Genomic DNA, 18024 nt, shown 5'->3' on the forward strand with positions numbered 1-18024 from the left:
GCTACTTCCCGGCGTTCCCGAACACCAGGTTCCGCACCAGGTCCTCGGTCTTCCAGGGGGCGGCGCCGCCGCCCAGGTACGTCTGGAACCACTCGAGGTGGGCGTTGTAGTAGACGGGCATGGACTTCAGGTTGTCCGGCCAGTGGCCGTCGTTCTTGAAGACGATGAGGCGGCTGGGCACGCCCATCTCCTGGAGGCCCGTGAAGAACTGCAGGCTCTGGGTGTAGGGCACGCGGTAGTCTCGCTCGCCGGTGATGACGAGGCAGGGCGTCTTGAAGGTCTTCGCGTGGCTGCTGGGGTTCATGCGCTCGTAGGCGGCGGCCTGGTCCCAGGGCGTGCCGGTGAGGTCGTGCTCGGGGAACCACAGCTCCTCGGTGGCGCCGTGCATGGAGCGAAGGTCATAGACGCCCATCATGGCGGCGAGGGCCTTGAAGCGCGTGGTGTGCCCCTCCAGCCACATCATGGCGTAGCCGCCCCAGCTCCAGCCCATGGCGCCCATGCGGTCCTTGTCCACGTAGGGCAGCGCCGCGAGATGATCGGCCACCTTCGCGATGTCGGTCTGCACTTTGCCGTCCCAGTCGCCGCTGATGGCGTCCGTGAAGGCTTGGCCGTAGCCGGTGGAGCCATGCGGGTTCGGGAAGGCCACGATGTAGCCCGCGCCGGGATACACCTGCCAGTCGCCGCGCAGCGTGTCCGACCACATCATCTGCGGGCCACCGTGGACGTTGAGGATGAGCGGGTACTTCTTCGCGGGGTCGAAGTCATGGGGCTTCACCAGGAACACCTGGATGTCCTTGCCGTCCGCGCCCTTCACCCACTGCTCTTCGGCGGGCCGGATGTCCACCTCCTCGGCCACGGCCTGGTTGAAGGCCGTGAGGCGCTTCAGCTCCTTCGCCTCGAAGGTGTAGCGCCAGACCTCCACGGGCTCGCCCACGCGGGTCTTGCTGAGGTAGACGGCCTTCTGGTCCGGGCTCACCTGGAACTCGCGGATGCTCTGGCCCTCCAGCATGCGGGCCGTCTTCCCGGTGGCCACCTCCACGCGGAACAGCGGCCAGCGGCCCTTCTCCTGCACGGTGAACCAGATCGCCTTGCCGTCGGCGGACCACTGGAAGGTATCAACCCAGTTGTCGATGGCCTCGGTCAGGACCTTCCGCGCCTTCGTCTGCCGGTCGTAGACGGCCAGGCGGAAGCGGTCGGATTCATGGCCGGGCTTGGTCTGGAACCGGTAGGCGATGTAGCGGCCATCCGGCGAATACTTGGGGTCCTGGTCCGCGGCGGGGTTGTCCCCCGTGATGCGCCGCGGGGTGCGGTCGCCATCCAGGGAGATCAGGAACAGATCCTGGTTGGTGCTGCGGGCCGGCACGGGATCGGTGTTGGTGGTGACGCAGACCTCCTTGCCGTCAGGGCTCAGATCCCAGGTCTGCCAGAAGGCCGGGTGATCCTGTGTGCCGCTGGTGAGGGCCTCGACCTTGCCTTCGAAGGTGGCCTTGAAGAGGTGGCTCACCTGGAAGTCCCGCCACTCGGTCCAGTGCCGGTAGAGCAGCGAGTCCGCCAGATGGGCCTGCACGGGGCCCTTCTCCAGCTTGTCGGCCAGCTCCTTCTGCTTCGCGCCATCCGCCATGGCCTCGGGGAAGACCGAAGCCTCGAACACCACCTGGTTCCCGCCGGGCATCAGCTTGGGCGCGCCCACGCCGGCCTCGAAACCGGTCACCTTGCGGGCCTCGCCACCCGCCAGGTCCAGGGCCCAGAGCTGGCTGCCCCCGGCGCGGCTGGAGAGGAAGTAGAGCGTCTTCCCGTCCTTGGACCACTGGGGCGCCGTGTCGGACTTGCCGGAGAAGGTGAGCTGCCGCGAGGCGCCCGTGGCTGTGTCGAGCACCCAGATCTGCGTGTTCCGCGCGGAGGCCTTCAGATCCTGCGTGGACACTTCGAAGGCCAGCTTCGACCCGTCCGGGCTCAGGGCCAGGTGCTGCACGCCCTTGAGGCGGTAGAGGTCCTCGATGGTGAAGGCGCGCTTCGCCGCGGCGGCCGCGGGAAGGGCCAGGATCAGGGACGCGATCGGGACGAGGCAGAAACAGCGCATGGACCCTCCGGGACAGCCTCCCAGCATCGCATGACCGCCATCCCCTTGCGTGCTCAGCCCTCCAGGGCCCGGTGGTTCAGCCCTCCAGGGCCCGGTGGATATCCGCGAAATCGGCGCGGGAGGTGGCGTCCAGGCTCAGGGGCGTGACGGCCACCACCCGCTCGCGGACGAGGGCGTGGACATCCGAGTCCGGCTCCAGGGCGTTGTGGTCCACCTGCACGGTGACGCGCCCGTCCTTCAGGCGGCTGTGGAGCCCCGGGTCCTCGAAGGCGAGCTCGAAGTATCGCTGCCGCGAGAGCCGGCTCAGCCGCCAGGGTGTCTCCGGCGTGGCGTCCTCCGGCACGTCCAGCTTCAGCAGATCCACGTCCTGCGGCAGCCGGGCGCGCACGAGCTTCCGGGCGAACAGGCGCAGGAAGTGCTCCGCGGCGCCCCAGTCGCGGGACTCGTGGCGCATGAAGTGGTCCGGGTGCATCTGCTGGGAGGCCGCCAGGGCCGGAATGCCGCGGGCGGCGGCCTCCATGGCGGCCCCCACGGTGCCCGAGGCGCCGATGCTGATGCCCACGTTCTCGCCGTAGTTGATGCCGGAGACCAGCAGATCCGGACGGCGGTCCCGGCACAGGAGGTGGAGGCCGTGGCGCACCACTGAAGCCGGCGAGCCCTCGCAGGCGTAGGCCCGGACCGCCGCACCGTCCACCTCAAAGGGAACCGCCTCCAGCCCCGCCTCGGGCCGGCCCGTGAAGCTGCGGCCCATGGCCGTCTGCTGCGTCGCCGGAGCCACCACCAGCACCTCGCCCAGGTCGCGCACGGCCCGGACCGCCGCCCGGAGGCCCGGGGACTGGATGCCGTCGTCGTTGGTGAGGAAGAACAGGGGGCGGTGGGTCATGCGCGGGCTCCACTTCCAGACTGGCCTCCGGGAGGGCCTGCGTCCACCACCCGCCCTTGGTATCCTGCCCCATGGCCGAACCTGCTTCCTCCGCGCCCCTCGTCCCACCCCGCGGCCGTGGCATCTTCTGCAACCGGACGCTGAACCTGCGCTCCGTGCGGGCCATCGGCTACGACATGGACTACACCCTGGTGGACTACCGGGTGGCCGCCTTCGAGCAGATGGTCTACGACCAGGCCCGGGAGCGGCTCGGCTCCGAAGGCTGGCCCGTGGACGCCCTCGCCTTCGACCCACGCATGGTGACCCGCGGCCTCATCGTGGACACGGAGCTGGGCAACCTGGTGAAGGCCAACCGCTTCGGCTTTGTGAAGCGGGCCATGCACGGCACGCGCATGCTGGAGTTCGCCGAGCAGCGGGACGCCTACACGGGCACGCTGGTGGACCTCTCGGATCCCCGCTGGGTCTTCCTCAACACGCTGTTCTCCCTCTCGGAGGGATGCCTCTACGCCCAGGCCGTGGACCTGCTGGACCAGGGCGCCCTGCCCCGCCCCTTCGAATACGCCAGCCTCTACCGGCATGTGCGCTCCCGGGTGGACGCACAGCACCTTGAAGGCCACCTGAAGGCCGAGATCGCTGCGGCGCCCGAGCGCTACGTGGTGCAGGACCCCGAGGCGGCCCTGGCCCTGCTGGACCAGAAAGCCGCGGGCAAGAAGCTGATGCTCATCACGAACTCCGAGTGGAGCTTCACCGCGAAGATGATGGCCCACGCCTACGACCGGCACCTGCCGGAAGGCATGACCTGGCGGCAGCTCTTCGACCTGGTGATCGTGGCCGCCCGGAAGCCCGCCTTCTTCACCGAGCGAGGCCCGTTCTTCGAGGTGGTGGACGAGTCCGGCCTGCTGCGCCCCCTGATGGGCCCTCTCCGGCCCGGCGGCCTCTACCTGGGCGGGAGCGCGTCCCAGGTGGAGCGGGACCTGGGCATCTCCGGCGACGAGATCCTCTACGTGGGTGACCACATGTTCGGCGACGTCCACGTGAGCAAGCGCTCCCTCAGCTGGCGCACGGCCCTGGTGCTGCGGGAGCTGGAACGCGAGGTGGAGGCCCTGGAGGCGTTCGGAGAGACAGAACGGAAGCTCATGGCCCTGATGCGCGAGAAGGAGATCCTGGAGACCCGGCTCTCCCAGACGCGCTTGGCCCTCCAGCGCCTCCACACGGGCTACGGCCCCGCACCCGCCGCCGACGCCGCCGCCCTGGAGGCGAGGGTGCATGACCTCCGCGGCCAGCTGGTGGCCCTGGACGCCGAGATCGCGCCCCTGGCCAAGGCCGGCACCGAGCTGGTGAACGCCCGCTGGGGCCTGCTCACCCGGGCCGGCAACGACAAGAGCCACCTCACCCGCCAGATCGAGCGCTACGCGGACATCTACACCAGCCGCGTGTCGAACTTCCTGCACGCCACGCCTTTCGCCTACTTCCGCTCACCCCGGGGAAGCCTGCCCCACGATCCCTTGGATCACCTGCCCGCGTAGACCGTGATGCCGTAGTGCTCCGGGTCCCAGGGCGGGTCGCTGTTCCAGTGGCCGTAGGCATGGCTGTCGTCCGTGCGGAACCGCAGGGTGAAGGTCCCCTTGGCCAGGCTGACCACCTCGTCGGCCAGGCGGTTCTTCGTGGCTCCGCCGGCGTGCCGCGTGTGGTCGTACGCCATGGTCCAGACGCGGTTCCCCGCAGCGTCCTCGATCCAGGCCTCATCGGCCATCCCGTCGCCGGTGCCTTCGGCGACGGCATAGATCCGCACGTCGCGGGCCGCCCCGAGGGTGAAGGCCGCGCTGCGGTCCTGGCCGTTCCCCACCCGCACCAGCTCCGCCAGCGCGGTCCAGGCCAGGGGCTTCGTCAGGGAGATGGCCGCCAGGTCCGCGTCCGAGGGCGCCGACAGCGTCAGGCCGTACATCCCGGGGTCGCAGGGCGGCGCGGCGTTCCAGTCCGCGGGGGAGTGGGAGTCGTCCGTGACGAAGGCCGCTTCGTAGTCGCCGGGCGGCAGCGTGACCGTTTCCACCTGGCGACGGTTCTTCCGCGCCCCGCCGGCGAACTGGGCCTTGTCCATGCTCATCTCCCACACTCGGGCGCGGGTGCGGGCGTCGAGGATCCAGCCGTAATCGTGCATGCGCCGGCCGCTTCCCTCGCCCTCGGCGTAGACGTGCAGCGTCACGGGCTTCCGGACATGGAAGGCCTGGGACCACTGGCCCTCATCCGTGGTGGCAGCCAGGGACACGAGGATGTTCTTCCAGCGCAGTGGGGCCTCGAAGACGGCCACCTCGGCGGGGTTGCCGCCGGGCAGGTAGAGCTCCAGCCCGTAGTTCCCCACCTGCTCCTTCCAGTGGTGGAGGAGGCTGGTGCGGTCCGCTCCGAAGGCCGCCAGGAAGCCCCGGGGACGCTCGGCCAGCTCCGACGGGAGGGTGCGCCGGTCGATGTTGCGGGTCCACTGGGCGAGGAGCAGGCTCTGGCCGAAGCCGTGGTTGGCGAAGTAGGTCTCGTAGCTTCCGGCGGGCAGGTCCAGATACTGGTCCGCCACGCGGTAATCCCAGTCCCGCTTCGTGTTCGCGCCGTCCATCTGCCACACCACTTCGCGGGTGGTGGCGTTGAGGATCCAGCCGTAGGCGAAGAGGGGCTCGTCAGGCCGGGCATGGACCAGGCGCCGGAGGCCTCCGCCCTTGGCGTAGACGTGGATCTTCATGGGCCGCGGCAGGGTGAAGCCCTGGCTTTTCACCTCGACGGCCTCGAAGCCCTTCAGAGAGACGATTCGAGGTTCCGGCTCGGCGGCGCGCAGGGTGACCACCCCGAACACCAGGGCCAGGATGAACGCCGTGATGGCCTGCACCGTTCGGACCAGGGCGGCGGCTTCGGACATGAGGAAGGACGACATGGAACCCCCGACGGGACGCCTCCAAAGTAGGCCCGATCGTCCTGGCCATGGCCGTGGATCGGCGAACGGTGGATCCGGACCGGCCACCGATCCGGGGCCGGGGGCTCACGGGCCTGCGGGCGCTCCGGTCCCCCCGCCGGCCACGGCACTCAGATCGAAGTCCAGCATCGTGGCGAGGGAGGCCGGATCCCGCCGAAGGCGGCCGCGCAGGGCCGTGCCCTCCCAGCCATTCACCAGGGGATCCGCCAGCTGCCACCTCTGGACAAGCGGGGAAGTCCCCAAAAACAACCCGACATCAATGCCGATTAAATTCAATGGCATGACTTGTTCCACGGACCCCTTGGACCGGGGTCCCCGAAAGGGCTGATCGCATTCTTTCAAAAAATGCAACCAATGGGTTGCGTCATTCTCCGGCTCGCCTAACCTGCAACCAGGAGGTTACACATGACGGCATCGAGCACCGACTGCATCAGGAAGGAGATCCATCTCCGCGCGCCCCGCACACGGGTCTGGAAGGCGCTGTCGGACGCCGAGGAGTTCGGAACCTGGTTCGGGATGAAGCTGGAGGGGCGCTTCGTGCCCGGCCAGCCGGTCTTCGGACGGATCACCCATCCTGACTACTCGCACATCCACCTGGAGATGAGGATCGAGCGCATGGAACCGGAGCGCCTCTTCTCCTACCGCTGGCACCCCTACCCCATGGACGTGAAACGGGACTACTCGGTCGAACCCATGACCCTCGTGGAGTTTCACCTCGAGGCGGCCGAGGGTGGCACCCTGCTCAAGGTGATGGAGTCCGGCTTCGACCAGTTGCCGCCCGATCGGCGCGACGAGGCCTTTCGCATGAACGATGCCGGGTGGGCGGGCCAGCTGCCCCGGATCGAACGCCATGTCACGAGCTGAGGCCCTCTCCCCCGCGCGGCTGAAGGACGCCGCGCCCCTCTTCGCCGCCCTGGGGGATGCGACGCGCCTGGGCCTGCTTGTCAGCCTCTGCTCCGGCGGACCGCTCACGGTCACGCGCCTCAGCGGCCAGTTCGACGTCTCCCGGCAGGCCATCACCAAGCATCTTGAAGTGCTCTCCGAAGCGGGACTCGTCAAGAGCGCCCGCCACGGACGAGAGCGCATCTGGACCTTCGAGCCCAAGCGCCTCGAGGATGCCCACCAGTATCTGGAGCGCCTGTCCAGGGAGTGGGACGTCGCCCTGGACAGGCTCAAGGCCTTCGTCGAAACCTGAAATCAACCCGGTCACCGGGGGCGGACCGCTCGTCCCCGATATTCCCAGAACCCGCGCGAAGCGGGCGGATCCCCGTCTGCCTTCCGTCGGCCACCCGCGCTCCGGCGCTTTCCCCTAGGAGGACCCATGTCCCAGCCCTGGACCACGCTCTTCTCCCTCAACCGTCAGGTCCTGATGGCCAGGAACCTGGCCGATGTCACCCAGGGCCAGGCGGACCAGCCGCCGGCGCCCCACGTGAACAGCATCACGTGGATCCTCACCCACCTCGTGGAGAACCGCCGCTGGCTCCTGGGAACCCTGCTGGAGTCCGACGACCGGCCGGCGGCCACCGGGCCCCGGTCCCTGGCACAGCTCGAGGCCGCGATGGACGAGACGCAGGCGGCCCTGGCCGAGGCCTTCGACGCCGTCGTCGACTGGCGCGAGCCGCGGATTCATCCCGCCATGCAGGTTGCCCTCCCTCTGGAGCAGATCGTGGGCACCTTCCTCATGGAGGAGGCCTACCACCTGGGCCAGATCGGCACCGCCCGGAAGCTCATGGGGATGCCCGGCGCGATGAAGGCGCCCGAGACGGGGAGGGTCTAGACCGCCATCCGGACCTTCAGCAGGTCCCTCCGCACGATCTCCTCCGCCCTGGCGAGGAACTCGCCCATGTCCCAGTTCACGCTGACGTAGCGTCCCGACAGCCAGTCGCGTCGCTCGGAGGCGAGGAAGGCGAGGGTGTCCCCCGCCAGCTCGGGCGTATCGACGAGGATCGCGTGCGTGTGGGCGGGCATGCGGCTCCCCAACTCCGTCAGGACGCCACCAGGATGGATCGCATAGGCCAGAAGCCCCTGGTCGGCGTACTCGGCGGCGAGGAACTCGGTCAGCCGGAGCAGCGCCAGCTTCGACGTCTGGTACCCGCTCGCACCAGGCCGCACGTGGTGCGCGCCGATGCTGGAGGTGTTGACGACCGTCCGGTCCCCGCCCTGCAACAGCAGCGGGAGCAGCGCCCGTGTCACGAGGTACGGCCCCCGCAGGTTGATGGTCATGGCCTTCCACCACTCGTCCGGATCCGACTCGGCCAGCGGCGCGGAGGCTTCCAGGTAGCCGGCGTTGTTGATCAGGAGGTCGAGGCGGTCCTCCAGGGCCTCCTCGAGCCTGGCCGCGGCCTCCTGCACACTGGCTGGATCCGCGACGTCGAGCGGGACACGGACAACCCTGGGCGGGGGAAGGTCAGGATGAGCCACCCTGGCCACCTCCCGGAGCTCCTGTTCCAGGGCGTGGAGGTCGGAGCGGGCGCCGAGGGCGATGGCGGCGGCGCCCGCTTTCGCGAAGGCGCGCGCAGTGGCGCGGCCGATGCCTCTGGAGGCACCGGTGATGAAGACATGCCGGCCCCGGAAGGAGGCGTGCTGGCTGGGGTCGATGGCCGGATAGGTATCGTGATGGACGGTGGGCGTGAAATCGGTTCCATTGGGCGCGGGCATCTGGGTCAGGTCCTCTCGAGTGGTGTCCGGAAAGGCCGGTGGCAAAGGGGGAGACGCCGGGGGCCTCCATCTTCCGTGTTCCAACCCCGAAGTCAAACGAGGGGACAGACCCGCAGCTCGACGGATCGAACCCCCAGGGCCCTCATTCCCCCACGAACCCCGCCCACTCCGCCAGCACGCGCTGGGCCTGAATCACGGGGCCGCCCTCGCTGGGTGGCATGGGCAGGAGCACGGCGCCGTCGGGATTGAGCTGGGCGTCCTTCCGGGCGCGGACCCAGGCCAGGAGCTTCGCGGCGTCCACGGGTGTCTGGGGGCTGAGGCGGAGCTTGAGGCGGCCGGATTGGACCGTGACTTCGCTGACCGCCAGGGCCTGGGCCCGCAGCTTCACCTTCAGCACTTCGAAGAAGCGCTGGGTGTCCGTGTCGTCCTCGGGCACATGCCCGAAGCGGTCCTCCAGATCCAGGCGGTAGAGGTCCAGGTCCTTCTCCTCCCGCAACCGCGAGATGCGCTTGTAGGCCACCAGGCGCTCGGCGGCCTGGTCGATCCAGCGGCGGCTGAGCTGGGCGCCCGGCGCCAGGCCGTCCACCTTCACTTCGAACGCGGTGCTGGGCTGGCCCTGCAGTTCCTGGAGCGTCTCCTCCAGCAGCTTCACGTAGAGCTCGAAGCCGATGTCGTGGATGTGGCCGGACTGCTCGCCGCCCAGCAGGTTGCCGGCGCCGCGCAGCTCCAGGTCCATGGCCGCCACGCGGAAGCCCGAGCCCAGCTCGGAGAAGTCTTCGAGCGCCTGGAGGCGCTTGCGGGCGTCCTCGCTGATCTCGTGCTTGGGCGGGATCATCAGGTAGGCGTAGGCCGGCACGTCGCTGCGGCCCACGCGGCCCCGCAACTGGTAGAGCTGACTCAGCCCGAAAGCATCCGCACGGTGGACGATGAGCGTGTTGGCGTTGGGCACGTCCAGGCCGTTCTCCACGATGGTGGTGGCCACCAGCACGTCGATGCGGCCCTCCATGAAGCCCAGCATCACCTGCTCCAGCCCCTCGTCGCTCATCTGGCCGTGGCCCACGGCCACGCGGGCGTCGGGCACCAGCTCGCGCACGCGCGCGGCGATGCTGACGATGGACTCCACGCGGTTGTGCACCAGATAGACCTGACCACCGCGGCGCAGCTCGAACTGGACGGCCGTCTGCACCAGCTCGTCGCTCCAGGGCGCCACCACGGTCTCGATGGCCAGCCTGTCCTTCGGCGGCGTCTCGATGAGGCTGATCTCGCGGAGGCCCGTGAGGCTCATGTGGAGGGTGCGGGGGATGGGCGTGGCGCTGAGCGCGAGCTGGTCCACGTTGAGGCGCAGCTTCTTCAGCTTCTCCTTGTGGCCCACGCCGAAGCGCTGCTCCTCGTCCACCACCACGAGGCCCAGGTCGGCGAACTTCACACGGGCGCCCAGCAGCTGGTGAGTGCCGATGACGATCTCCACCTTGCCGTCGGCCACCTCCTGGAGGATGCGCTTCTGCTCCGCGGGATCGACGAAGCGGTTCAGCATCTCGATGCGGATGGGGAAGCCCGCAAAGCGCTCCTTGAAGGTGCGGAAGTGCTGGAAGCAGAGCACGGTGGTGGGGCACAGCACGGCCACCTGGCGGCCTTCGAGGGCCACCTTGGCGGCGGCGCGCATGGCGACTTCCGTCTTACCGAAGCCCACGTCGCCCACCAGCAGTCGGTCCATGGGGCGCGGTGACTCCAGGTCGGCCTTCACGGCCTCGATGGCTTCGATCTGGTCCGGCGTGGGCGTGAAGGGGAAGCTGGCGTCGAAGGCCGCCATGTCGGGCCCGTCCGGAGGGTAGGCGTGGCCCTTCTCCAGCTTGCGCTGGGCGTAGAGCTTCAGCAGCTCGTCGGCCATGTCGCGGATGGCCCTCTTGGCTTTGCGCTTGACCTTGGCCCAGGAGGCGCCGCCCAGCTTGTCCAGGGGCGGCAGGTGGCCCTCGGCGCCGGTGTAGCGCTGGACGAGATCGGCCCGCTCCAGGCTGACGTTGAGCTGGCCGCCGTCGGCGTAGCGCAGCTGGAGCACCTCCAGTTCCTCGCCGCCCACGGTGAGGGTGGCGAAGCCCACGAACTCGCCGATGCCGTGGTCGAGATGCACCACGCGGTCGCCGGGCTTGAGGTCCCGCAGGTCCGACAGGAAGGCCGCGCTGCGGGACTTCTTGGGTGCCGCCTGGATGGCCTTGCGGCCGAAGACCTCGCGCTCGGTGAAGAGGGCGAGGCGGCACTCCTTGATGAGCACGCCGGCGCTGAGGTTCAGGCGGAGGGCCCGGCAGCCCGCCTCGGTGCCATAGGCCTGGGGCAGGTCGTAGTCCCGCAGGAATTCCGCGAAGCGGTCCCGCATGCCGGGCGTCGAGCCCGCCAGCACCACCCGGAAGCCCGTGAGGGCCAGCTCCTGCACCTGCTCCGCCAGGTCCGGCAGGCGCCCCTGGAACTCCCGCAGGGGCTGGACGGTGACGGGCACCGTGGCCTCGCTCTGCCACTCGGTGAGGAGGAGCGAGGTCCGGCTGGGGTCCGAGGGGAGGAAGCGGTCCTCGAAATCGGGACACACCACGCCGCCGCGGCGAAGGGTGGCCAGGCCCTCCTCGATGCGGGCCCGCTCGGCTTCGCGCAGGGCGTCCTCCCAGGCTGGGTCGAGACGCACCCGCAGGCAGGGCGGCACCCAGTGGGTCAACTGACCCTTGGGCTGGGCCAGCAGGGGGTGGAAGAGCTCTTCGCCGGGGAAGTGGCCGTGGGTGGCCAGCCGCGCCTTGCGGAAGGCCAGGTCGTCTTCGGGCTCGGCCGTGCGATCCGCCCGGGAGGCCACGGCCGCCAGCAGGGCCTGGCCGTCGCCGCGCTCGCCCTCGAAGCGGGGGTAGAGCGTCAGCGCGTCCAGGGATTCGCCCGTGCGGCGCTGGGTATCCGGATCGAAGGGACTGAGGCGCTCCAGCTCATCGCCGAAGGTCTCCAGGCGCAGGGGCTGGTCCAGGTGGTCGGGCCAGAGGTCCACCACCATGCCGCGGGAACTGAACTCGCCGGGCGCGGCGGCCATCTCCGTGCGGCGGTAGCCCAGGGCCACCAGGGTCTCCAGCAGCAGCTCCCGGGGCACCTCGGCGCCGATGCGCAGCTCCAGCTTCTGTTTCTGGAACCAGGTGGGATGGGGCAGCCGCTCGCAGGCCGTGAGGGGCCCCGTGACCAGCACCTGCACCCGACGCTCCAGTAGGCCCACCAAGGTGGAGAGGCGGTCCCGCAGCACCATGCCCGGCGGGCTGCTCTCGCCTCCGGCGTAGGCCGCGAAACCCGGGAAGTGGGCCACGCCGGCCCCGGGCAGCAGGGCCTGGAGGTCCTGGGCCAGGGTGCGGGCCTCGGCTTCGCTGGGGGCGTCCACCCACAGGGATTCGATCCGCCCCTCGCGGGTGATCCACCGCGCCAGCACCAGGGCCAGGGCCGGCGGTGAGGCCCAGCGCAGGCGCGCCCCGGACGCCGCGAGAACCTCCGCGGGAGCCTCGGCCAAGCGCAACAGATCCTTCAGGTCAGGGCCGACAGCATTCATAGCGCCCTTCAGAGTGCCTCAATCCGGGCCCGGAGACGAGGCTTCATCCTCGGGCGCGCTTCGCTTCAAGGGAAGATCCACCACCGAGGTGCCAGGAAGCCAAGAGAGAAAACCCTGGACGGTTCTCCTTCTTGGCGCCCTGGACACCTTGACGGGGTGGTTCAGCTTGGGAGGGTGGACGCCCTCAGGCGTCCGGGGCCTCCACGATGGGGCGTACGGCCTGGGGTTCGGAGCCCAGGGCCCCCACCCGCCGCCGGATCCAGGCCCAGACCTTGGCCAGGCTGAAGTCTTCGATGATCTCGAAGAACACGGGCACCACGATGAGCGTGAGCAGGGTGGAAGTGATGAGCCCACCCACCACGGCCCGGGCCATGGGGGCCCGCATCTCGGCCCCAGCGCCCAGCGCCAGGAAGAGCGGCAGCATGCCGCCGATCATGGCGAAGCTGGTCATCAGGATGGGCCGCAGCCGCACGGTGCCCGCGCGGATGATGGCCTGGCGGCGGGAGATGCCTTCCTCCCGTTCCAGATGCAGGGCGTGATCCACCAGCAGGATGGCGTTCTTGGTCACCAGGCCCATCAGCAGGATCATGCCGATGCTCGTCATCATGGACATCGAGTCGCCCGTCACCAGCAGCATCAGCACCATGCCCACCATGGAGAGCGGCAGGCTGGCCATGATGGCGATGGGCAGCTTGAAGCTCTCGAACTGGCTGGCCAGCACGAAGTAGATGAAGAAGACCGCCAGCAGGAGCGAGGTGCCCATGTAGCCGGCCGTCTCCTTGCTGTCCCGGGTCTGCCCCAGGAACTCCACGCGGACGCCTTCGGGCAGCTTGCCGCCAGCCTTCAGCTCGGCCACCTTCTTCGCCGCTCCGGCACTGACTTCGCCCAAGGTGGAGCCATCGAAGTTGGCGTCCACCTCCACTTCCTCCATCAGGTCGTGGCGCTGGAGCTTGGCTGGGGCGATGCCCTCCTCGAAGCGCACCACCTGATTGAGGCGGACCAGCGGATGCTTGCCCCCGCCGAGATCCTTGGTGCTCTGCACGGTCATGTTGGCCAGCTGCGCCGTGAAGCGGCGCTCCTGGTCGGCGAGCCGGACGCGCACATCGCGCTGCTCGCCCTTCTCGTCCTCGTACTTCGCGACTTTCTCGCCGTCCACCAGGGGGCGGACCATCTGGGAGACCAGGGCCGGGCTCACACCCAGGTCCGAGGCGGCCTTGCGATCCACCACGAGCCGCAGCTCGGGCTTGCCGCTGTCCAGGCTGGTGGTGACATCCACGGCGCCGGGCACGCTGCGCAGAGCTTCCTTCACGAGGGGCACGGCCTGGATGACCGCATCCCGGTCCGGGGCCTGCACGGCCACCATGATGGGGAAGGTGGTGCCCCAGTCGTTGGCGGTGCCGATGGCCGCGTCCACGCCGGGCACCGAGCGGAACGCCTCCCGGATCTGCCGGCGGATCACCACATGGTTCGGCCGGTGGCCATTCTTCAGCTTCACGTAGATCCCGCCGGAATCCACGGTGCCGTTCAGGCCCGTGCCGATGGTGGTGTAGGCGAAGTCCACGCCGGGCACGGCCTGGATGGCCTTCTCCAGGGCCAGGGCCTTCTCGCGGGTGGCCGCGAGGCTGGAGCCGGGTTCCGCCTTGAAGGTGGCCTGGAGGTCGCCGCGGTCGTAGTCGGGCATAAAGTTATTGCCCAGAAGGCCCGAGAGCATCATGGCCAGCACGAAGCTGCCGCCCCCCGCGAGCATCACCGTCCAGCGATGGCCCATGGCCCATTCGATGGCCGACTTGTAGAGGAGCTCCCACCGGTCCAGCATGCGGCCGAAGGCTTCCACCGCCCGCATGACGGGGTTCCGGCCCTGGTAGTGCACATGCCCGTCGGCGCTCTTCTCGTGCTCGGGATCCGGCCAGACCGCGCTGAGCATGGGATCCAGCGTGAAGCTCACGAACAGCGACACGGCCACGGCGAAGGCCACGACGATGCCGAAGGGGAAGAAGAACTTGCCCACGATGCCGCCCATGAAGGCCACGGGCACGAACACCGCCAGGATGGACATGGTGGTGGCGATGACGGCGGGGCCGATCTCCGCCGTGCCCTCCCGGGCGGCGGTGACGTGATCCTTGCCCATCTCCGCGTGCCGCGTGATGTTCTCGCGGACCACGATGGCATCGTCGATGAGGATGCCGATGGCCAGGCTGAGGCCCATGAGCGTCATGGTGTTCAGCGTGAAGTCCAGCGCCCGCATGATGATGAACGTGGAGATCACGGACACGGGCAGGGTGAGGCTGGTGATGAGCGTGGACCGCCAGCTCTTGAGGAAGAAGAACACGATGATCACCGTGAGCAGGCCGCCCACGTAGATGGAGGTGTTCACGTCGTCCACGTTGTCGATGATGAAGCGGGCGTTGTCCTTGGCGGTGGCCACCTCGACACCCTGCTGGGCCAGCTCGGGCTTCAGCTCTTCCAGGGCCTTCTCCACGGCGGTGACCATGGCCACGGTGTTGCCGCCGGTCTGCCGCTGGATCTCCAGGGCCACCACGTCCTTGCCACCCAGGCGGGCCAGGCTGCGCTTCTCCTTGATGCCGTCCACCACCGTGGCCACTTCCCGCAGCTCGATGGGGCGGCCTTCCTTGTTGCCCACGACGACATGGTCGAAGTCAGCCACGGACTTGGCCTTGGCGTCCACCTTCACGGACATCTCGCGGCTGCCCTGGAGCAGGTTGCCGCTGGGGATGGCCATGGTGTCTCCGCCCAGGGCGTTCTTCACAGCCTGGAGGGAAAGCCCCTGGGACTCCAGCTTCTGGGGATCCACCTGGATGAGGATCTCGCGGGTGCTGCCGCCCACAGGATCCACCTTGCCCACGCCGGGGATGTTCTCGATGCGCCGCTTGAGGAAGTCCTCGGCGATGCGGGTCAGCTCCCGGTCGTTCATGTCCGGATGCTTCGCGTCCGGCTTCACCACCAGGGAGAGCACGGGCAGCTGTGCCGGGTCGAACTTGGAGATCACGGGCTCCTCAATGTTGCTGGGGAGGTCGCGCCGGATCTGGCCGATCTTGGTGCGCACGTCGTTGAGGGCGTTGTCCACGTTGCGGCCCAGGTGGAACTGGATCACGAGCGTGCCCAGGCCCTCCTGGCTGGTGGAGCTGATCTCCTTGATCTTCTCGATGGGGTTGACGGCCTCCTCGATCTTCCGGACCACGTCCTGCTTGACGGACTCGGGGCTGGCGCCGGGATAGACGACGGAGACGGTGACCGTGGGGATGTCGGTGTTGGGGTACTGGTCGATGCCCAGGGTCTTCACGGAGAAGAGGCCGAGCACCACCAGCGCCAGCATGATGCAGACCGTGAAGACCGGCCGGCGGATGGAGAAATCGGACAGGAACATGGGTCACTTCCCTCCTGCGGCGGAGCCGCCATTCGCGCTGGTTGGGACGGCGCCGCTGATCACCCGCAGGCGGCTGCCTTCGCCCACCAGGTCCTTGCCGTTGTCCACCACCTGGGCACCGAGGCCCAGGCCGTTCACGGGCCGGTAGCCATCCTGCTCGGGCCCCAGCACCACCTTGTGGCGGCGGGCCACGTCCTGCTCGGCCACGTAGACCTCGGCATCGCGGTCCTGCGCCTTCACCAGGGTGGCCGGCAGCGCCGGCGCCTTGGTCTCGCCCTCGCCGAGGATGACACCCTCCACGAAGAGACCGCTCTTCAGCGTCCCGTCCGGATTGGGGACCTCCACGCGGACGCGCAGGGTGCGGCCATCCTGGGAAAGGCTGGGGCTCACCTGGGCCACGCGGCCCTCCACGAGGCGGTCCACGCCGATGCTGCGGAAGGTGGCCCGCTGGCCCACCTTCACCTGGGCCATGGCCTCGGCGGGCAGGTCCGCGCGGATCTCCAGCTTGCGGTTGTCCACGATCTCGAAGGCCGTCTGGCCGGGGTTCAGCATCTCACCGGGCTGCACCGCGCGGCGCGCCACCTGGCCGGCGAAGGGCGCCACGAGGCGGGCCTTCTTGAGGCGCAGGCGGGCCAGGCCCAGGTTGCTGTCGGCGGCCTGGGCGGCGGCCTGGGTGGCGTGGAAGGCGGTCTCCGCCTGCTGCGCCGCCTGGCGGGTGATGCTGCGCTTCTCCAGCAGGGCCACAGAGCGGTCGTTGTCGCGCTGGGCCTGGAGAGCCTGGGCCTTGGCCTGCGCGGCCTGGGCCTCGGCGGCCTGGACACCCAGCTGGTAGTCGTCCTCGTCCTGGGCGCCCAGGAGGGCGCCGGCGGCGACGCTGTCGCCCTCCTGCACCAGCACGCGGGTTACGCGGCCGGTCACTTCAGCCTTCAGCTCGGCGCGGTTCACGGCCAGCAGCGTGCCCGTGAAGGCCACGGCGGGCCGGAAGCTCCGCTCCTGGACCGGCACCAGGGTGACGGCCACGGAACCTTCGGCCTTCACGGCGGCCTGGTGGTCCAGCTCGGCGTTGCGCTTGCCGCGGTGGAAGGTGGCGGCCCCGGCGATGATGGCGGCCGCGAGTCCGGTGGTGATGATGAGGGTTTTGCGGTTCATGGTCGACTCCAGGAATCGTCGGGTTCGTTACAAAGGAGGGAGGCCCAGGGCGCGGCGCTGGTCGAAGCGGGCGGACCAGAGGCCCAGTTCCGCGCGGCGGCGCTGGCTCTCGGCCTGGCGCTCGGATCGCTCCGCCTGGAGGAGATCGAGCGACGTGATGAGGCCCTGGTCGAAGGACTCGCGGCTCATGCGCAGTGCTTCCACGGTGGCGTCGTGGGCCTTGCGGGCGGCCTCATCCAGGGCCGTGGCCTTCTCCAGCTCGCGGTCCGCCGTGCTCTGCTCGATGGCGATGGATCGCTCGCGGTCGATGCGCGCCTGCTTCACCTGCTCGAGCTGGGCGGTGTTCTGGGCGCGCTTGCCGGAGCTGCGCAGCCCGTCGAAGATGGGGAACTTCATGGTGACGCTCACCTTCCAGGTGTCGTACGGCTCCTTGAAGAGGTTGTCGCTCTTGCCCGCCTGGTAGCCGTAGCTGGCGCTGAGGTCGAACTTGGGGCGCAGGTCCGAGGTGATGATCTTCTCGTTGGCCCGGTACATGGCCTCCTGCTGCTTCAGCTGGGCCAGCTCGCTGCGCTCGGCGCCCGCGGGCCGGGCCGAGAGCTCCGGTTGGCCCAGGTCCACCAGCGTCAGCGGCGTCTTGGGGTCCAGGCCCAGCTGCCCGTTCAGCACCTCCAGGGCCCGCTTCACGTTGGCGTCGGCCTGGAGCGCCTCGGGGATCACGGCCAGCAGCTCGCTCTCAGCCCGCAGGCGGTCCAGCTCGGTGGCGGTCTGGGCCTCCAGTTTGGCCTTCACGTCCGAGACGAACTGCTCGGCGGTCTTGCGGCGGGTTTCCACGACCTCCTGCTCCGCCTGGGCCTCCAGCACCGCCAGGTAGGCCTTGGCCACGCCGTGGAGGGTGTCCAGCTCGGCGGTGGTGAAGCCGTAGCCGGCCTCCTTCTCGCCCATCTTGGCGATGTCGATGGCCGTGCCCAGCTTGCCCCAGTAGAAGAGGGGCTGGGTGAGGTTGGCCTGGCTGGTGTAGATGCTGCGGGCGCCCACCAGGGAGCTGGGGGACAGTCCGAACTGGGCGGCGCTGTCCGCGAAGCCGCTGTTGAGGATGGAGACGTCCCGCGCCCGGGTGAAGTCCCCGATGAGGGTGAGCTGCGGCAGGGCATCGGCGCGGGTGCTGGTGATGAGGCCGCGGCGCTCATCCACGCGGGCCTTGGCCGCGCGGAGCATGGGGTTCTCATTCCGGGCCCGGGCCAAGGCGCCGGCCAGGTCCAGGCTCAGCGGGGCCTGGGGGGCGAGTGCCGTGGTCTGAGCCGGAGCCGGCGCCGGAGCCGGCGCCTGGAGGGCGGGAGGGGCGAACAAAAGCATG

General features: G+C 69.3%; 13 protein-coding genes. 4 read left to right on the top strand and 9 right to left on the bottom strand.

Annotation, left to right across the window (positions count from 1 at the left end):
- Window position 1 precedes the first annotated feature (1 nt).
- Window positions 2-2080, bottom strand: coding sequence for a S9 family peptidase (locus MLE42_RS09580; protein WP_243287659.1), 2079 nt, complete (start codon window positions 2078-2080; stop codon window positions 2-4).
- A 76-nt stretch (window positions 2081-2156) separates the two neighbouring features.
- The gene (gene surE / locus MLE42_RS09585) at window positions 2157-2963 is read right to left on the bottom strand and encodes a 5'/3'-nucleotidase SurE (RefSeq protein ID WP_243287660.1); all 807 of its coding nucleotides are present in this window, start codon (window positions 2961-2963) and stop codon (window positions 2157-2159) included.
- A gap of 71 nt (window positions 2964-3034) precedes the next feature.
- On the opposite strand from surE, the gene MLE42_RS09590 reads away from it, so the two are divergent.
- On the top strand, window positions 3035-4489 hold the full coding sequence (locus tag MLE42_RS09590) for an HAD-IG family 5'-nucleotidase (RefSeq protein ID WP_243287661.1): 1455 nt from the start codon (window positions 3035-3037) through the stop codon (window positions 4487-4489).
- On the opposite strand, the gene MLE42_RS09595 is transcribed toward MLE42_RS09590, so the two are convergent.
- A complete protein-coding gene (locus MLE42_RS09595) occupies window positions 4474-5880 on the bottom strand; it encodes a hypothetical protein (protein WP_243287662.1) in 1407 nt (468 codons plus the stop codon). The two genes, MLE42_RS09590 and MLE42_RS09595, sit on opposite strands and share 16 nt — an antisense overlap.
- A gap of 105 nt (window positions 5881-5985) precedes the next feature.
- The gene (locus MLE42_RS16135; protein WP_275975835.1) at window positions 5986-6114 is read right to left on the bottom strand and encodes a hypothetical protein; all 129 of its coding nucleotides are present in this window, start codon (window positions 6112-6114) and stop codon (window positions 5986-5988) included.
- A gap of 210 nt (window positions 6115-6324) precedes the next feature.
- Between MLE42_RS16135 and MLE42_RS09600 the strand changes: the two genes are divergently transcribed.
- The 3 genes from MLE42_RS09600 to MLE42_RS09610 all read left to right on the top strand — a co-directional run bounded on the left by MLE42_RS09600 (window position 6325) and on the right by MLE42_RS09610 (window position 7696).
- Window positions 6325-6783, top strand: coding sequence for an SRPBCC family protein (locus MLE42_RS09600; RefSeq protein ID WP_243287663.1), 459 nt, complete (start codon window positions 6325-6327; stop codon window positions 6781-6783).
- The gene (locus tag MLE42_RS09605) at window positions 6770-7114 is read left to right on the top strand and encodes an ArsR/SmtB family transcription factor (RefSeq protein WP_243287664.1); all 345 of its coding nucleotides are present in this window, start codon (window positions 6770-6772) and stop codon (window positions 7112-7114) included. Before MLE42_RS09600 ends, MLE42_RS09605 begins: the two co-directional genes overlap by 14 nt.
- Before the next feature lie 126 nt (window positions 7115-7240).
- Window positions 7241-7696, top strand: coding sequence for a DinB family protein (locus MLE42_RS09610; RefSeq protein ID WP_243287665.1), 456 nt, complete (start codon window positions 7241-7243; stop codon window positions 7694-7696).
- Here the strand turns inward: MLE42_RS09610 and MLE42_RS09615 are convergent.
- From MLE42_RS09615 to MLE42_RS09635, 5 genes are all read right to left on the bottom strand, one after another.
- Window positions 7693-8577: an SDR family NAD(P)-dependent oxidoreductase gene (locus MLE42_RS09615; protein WP_243287666.1), complete on the bottom strand. Its 885-nt coding sequence runs from the start codon at window positions 8575-8577 to the stop codon at window positions 7693-7695. The genes MLE42_RS09610 and MLE42_RS09615 overlap by 4 nt on opposite strands.
- Window positions 8578-8719: 142 nt before the next feature.
- The gene (gene mfd, locus MLE42_RS09620; protein ID WP_243287667.1) at window positions 8720-12136 is read right to left on the bottom strand and encodes a transcription-repair coupling factor; all 3417 of its coding nucleotides are present in this window, start codon (window positions 12134-12136) and stop codon (window positions 8720-8722) included.
- 184 nt (window positions 12137-12320) lie between these two features.
- Complete coding sequence (locus MLE42_RS09625) at window positions 12321-15521, bottom strand: efflux RND transporter permease subunit (protein WP_243287668.1); 3201 nt, start codon at window positions 15519-15521, stop codon at window positions 12321-12323.
- 3 nt (window positions 15522-15524) lie between these two features.
- Window positions 15525-16670, bottom strand: a complete 1146-nt coding sequence (locus MLE42_RS09630) for an efflux RND transporter periplasmic adaptor subunit (RefSeq protein ID WP_243287669.1) — start codon at window positions 16668-16670, stop codon at window positions 15525-15527.
- Between the two features lie 27 nt (window positions 16671-16697).
- Window positions 16698-18023: a TolC family protein gene (locus MLE42_RS09635; protein ID WP_243287670.1), complete on the bottom strand. Its 1326-nt coding sequence runs from the start codon at window positions 18021-18023 to the stop codon at window positions 16698-16700.
- Window position 18024 lies beyond the last annotated feature (1 nt).

Source organism: Geothrix terrae (genome assembly GCF_022808775.1).
Taxonomy (GTDB): Bacteria; Acidobacteriota; Holophagae; order Holophagales; family Holophagaceae; genus Geothrix; species Geothrix terrae.

Coding starts and splice junctions, on each gene's coding strand:
- mfd (WP_243287667.1), bottom strand. CDS start 12,136: ATGAATGCTGTCGGCCCTGACCTGAAGGATCTGTTGCGCTTGGCCGAG.
- MLE42_RS09580 (WP_243287659.1), bottom strand. CDS start 2,080: ATGCGCTGTTTCTGCCTCGTCCCGATCGCGTCCCTGATCCTGGCCCTT.
- surE (WP_243287660.1), bottom strand. CDS start 2,963: ATGACCCACCGCCCCCTGTTCTTCCTCACCAACGACGACGGCATCCAG.
- MLE42_RS09600 (WP_243287663.1), top strand. CDS start 6,325: ATGACGGCATCGAGCACCGACTGCATCAGGAAGGAGATCCATCTCCGC.
- MLE42_RS09630 (WP_243287669.1), bottom strand. CDS start 16,670: ATGAACCGCAAAACCCTCATCATCACCACCGGACTCGCGGCCGCCATC.
- MLE42_RS09590 (WP_243287661.1), top strand. CDS start 3,035: ATGGCCGAACCTGCTTCCTCCGCGCCCCTCGTCCCACCCCGCGGCCGT.
- MLE42_RS09635 (WP_243287670.1), bottom strand. CDS start 18,023: ATGCTTTTGTTCGCCCCTCCCGCCCTCCAGGCGCCGGCTCCGGCGCCG.
- MLE42_RS09625 (WP_243287668.1), bottom strand. CDS start 15,521: ATGTTCCTGTCCGATTTCTCCATCCGCCGGCCGGTCTTCACGGTCTGC.
- MLE42_RS09595 (WP_243287662.1), bottom strand. CDS start 5,880: ATGTCGTCCTTCCTCATGTCCGAAGCCGCCGCCCTGGTCCGAACGGTG.
- MLE42_RS09610 (WP_243287665.1), top strand. CDS start 7,241: ATGTCCCAGCCCTGGACCACGCTCTTCTCCCTCAACCGTCAGGTCCTG.
- MLE42_RS09605 (WP_243287664.1), top strand. CDS start 6,770: ATGTCACGAGCTGAGGCCCTCTCCCCCGCGCGGCTGAAGGACGCCGCG.
- MLE42_RS09615 (WP_243287666.1), bottom strand. CDS start 8,577: ATGCCCGCGCCCAATGGAACCGATTTCACGCCCACCGTCCATCACGAT.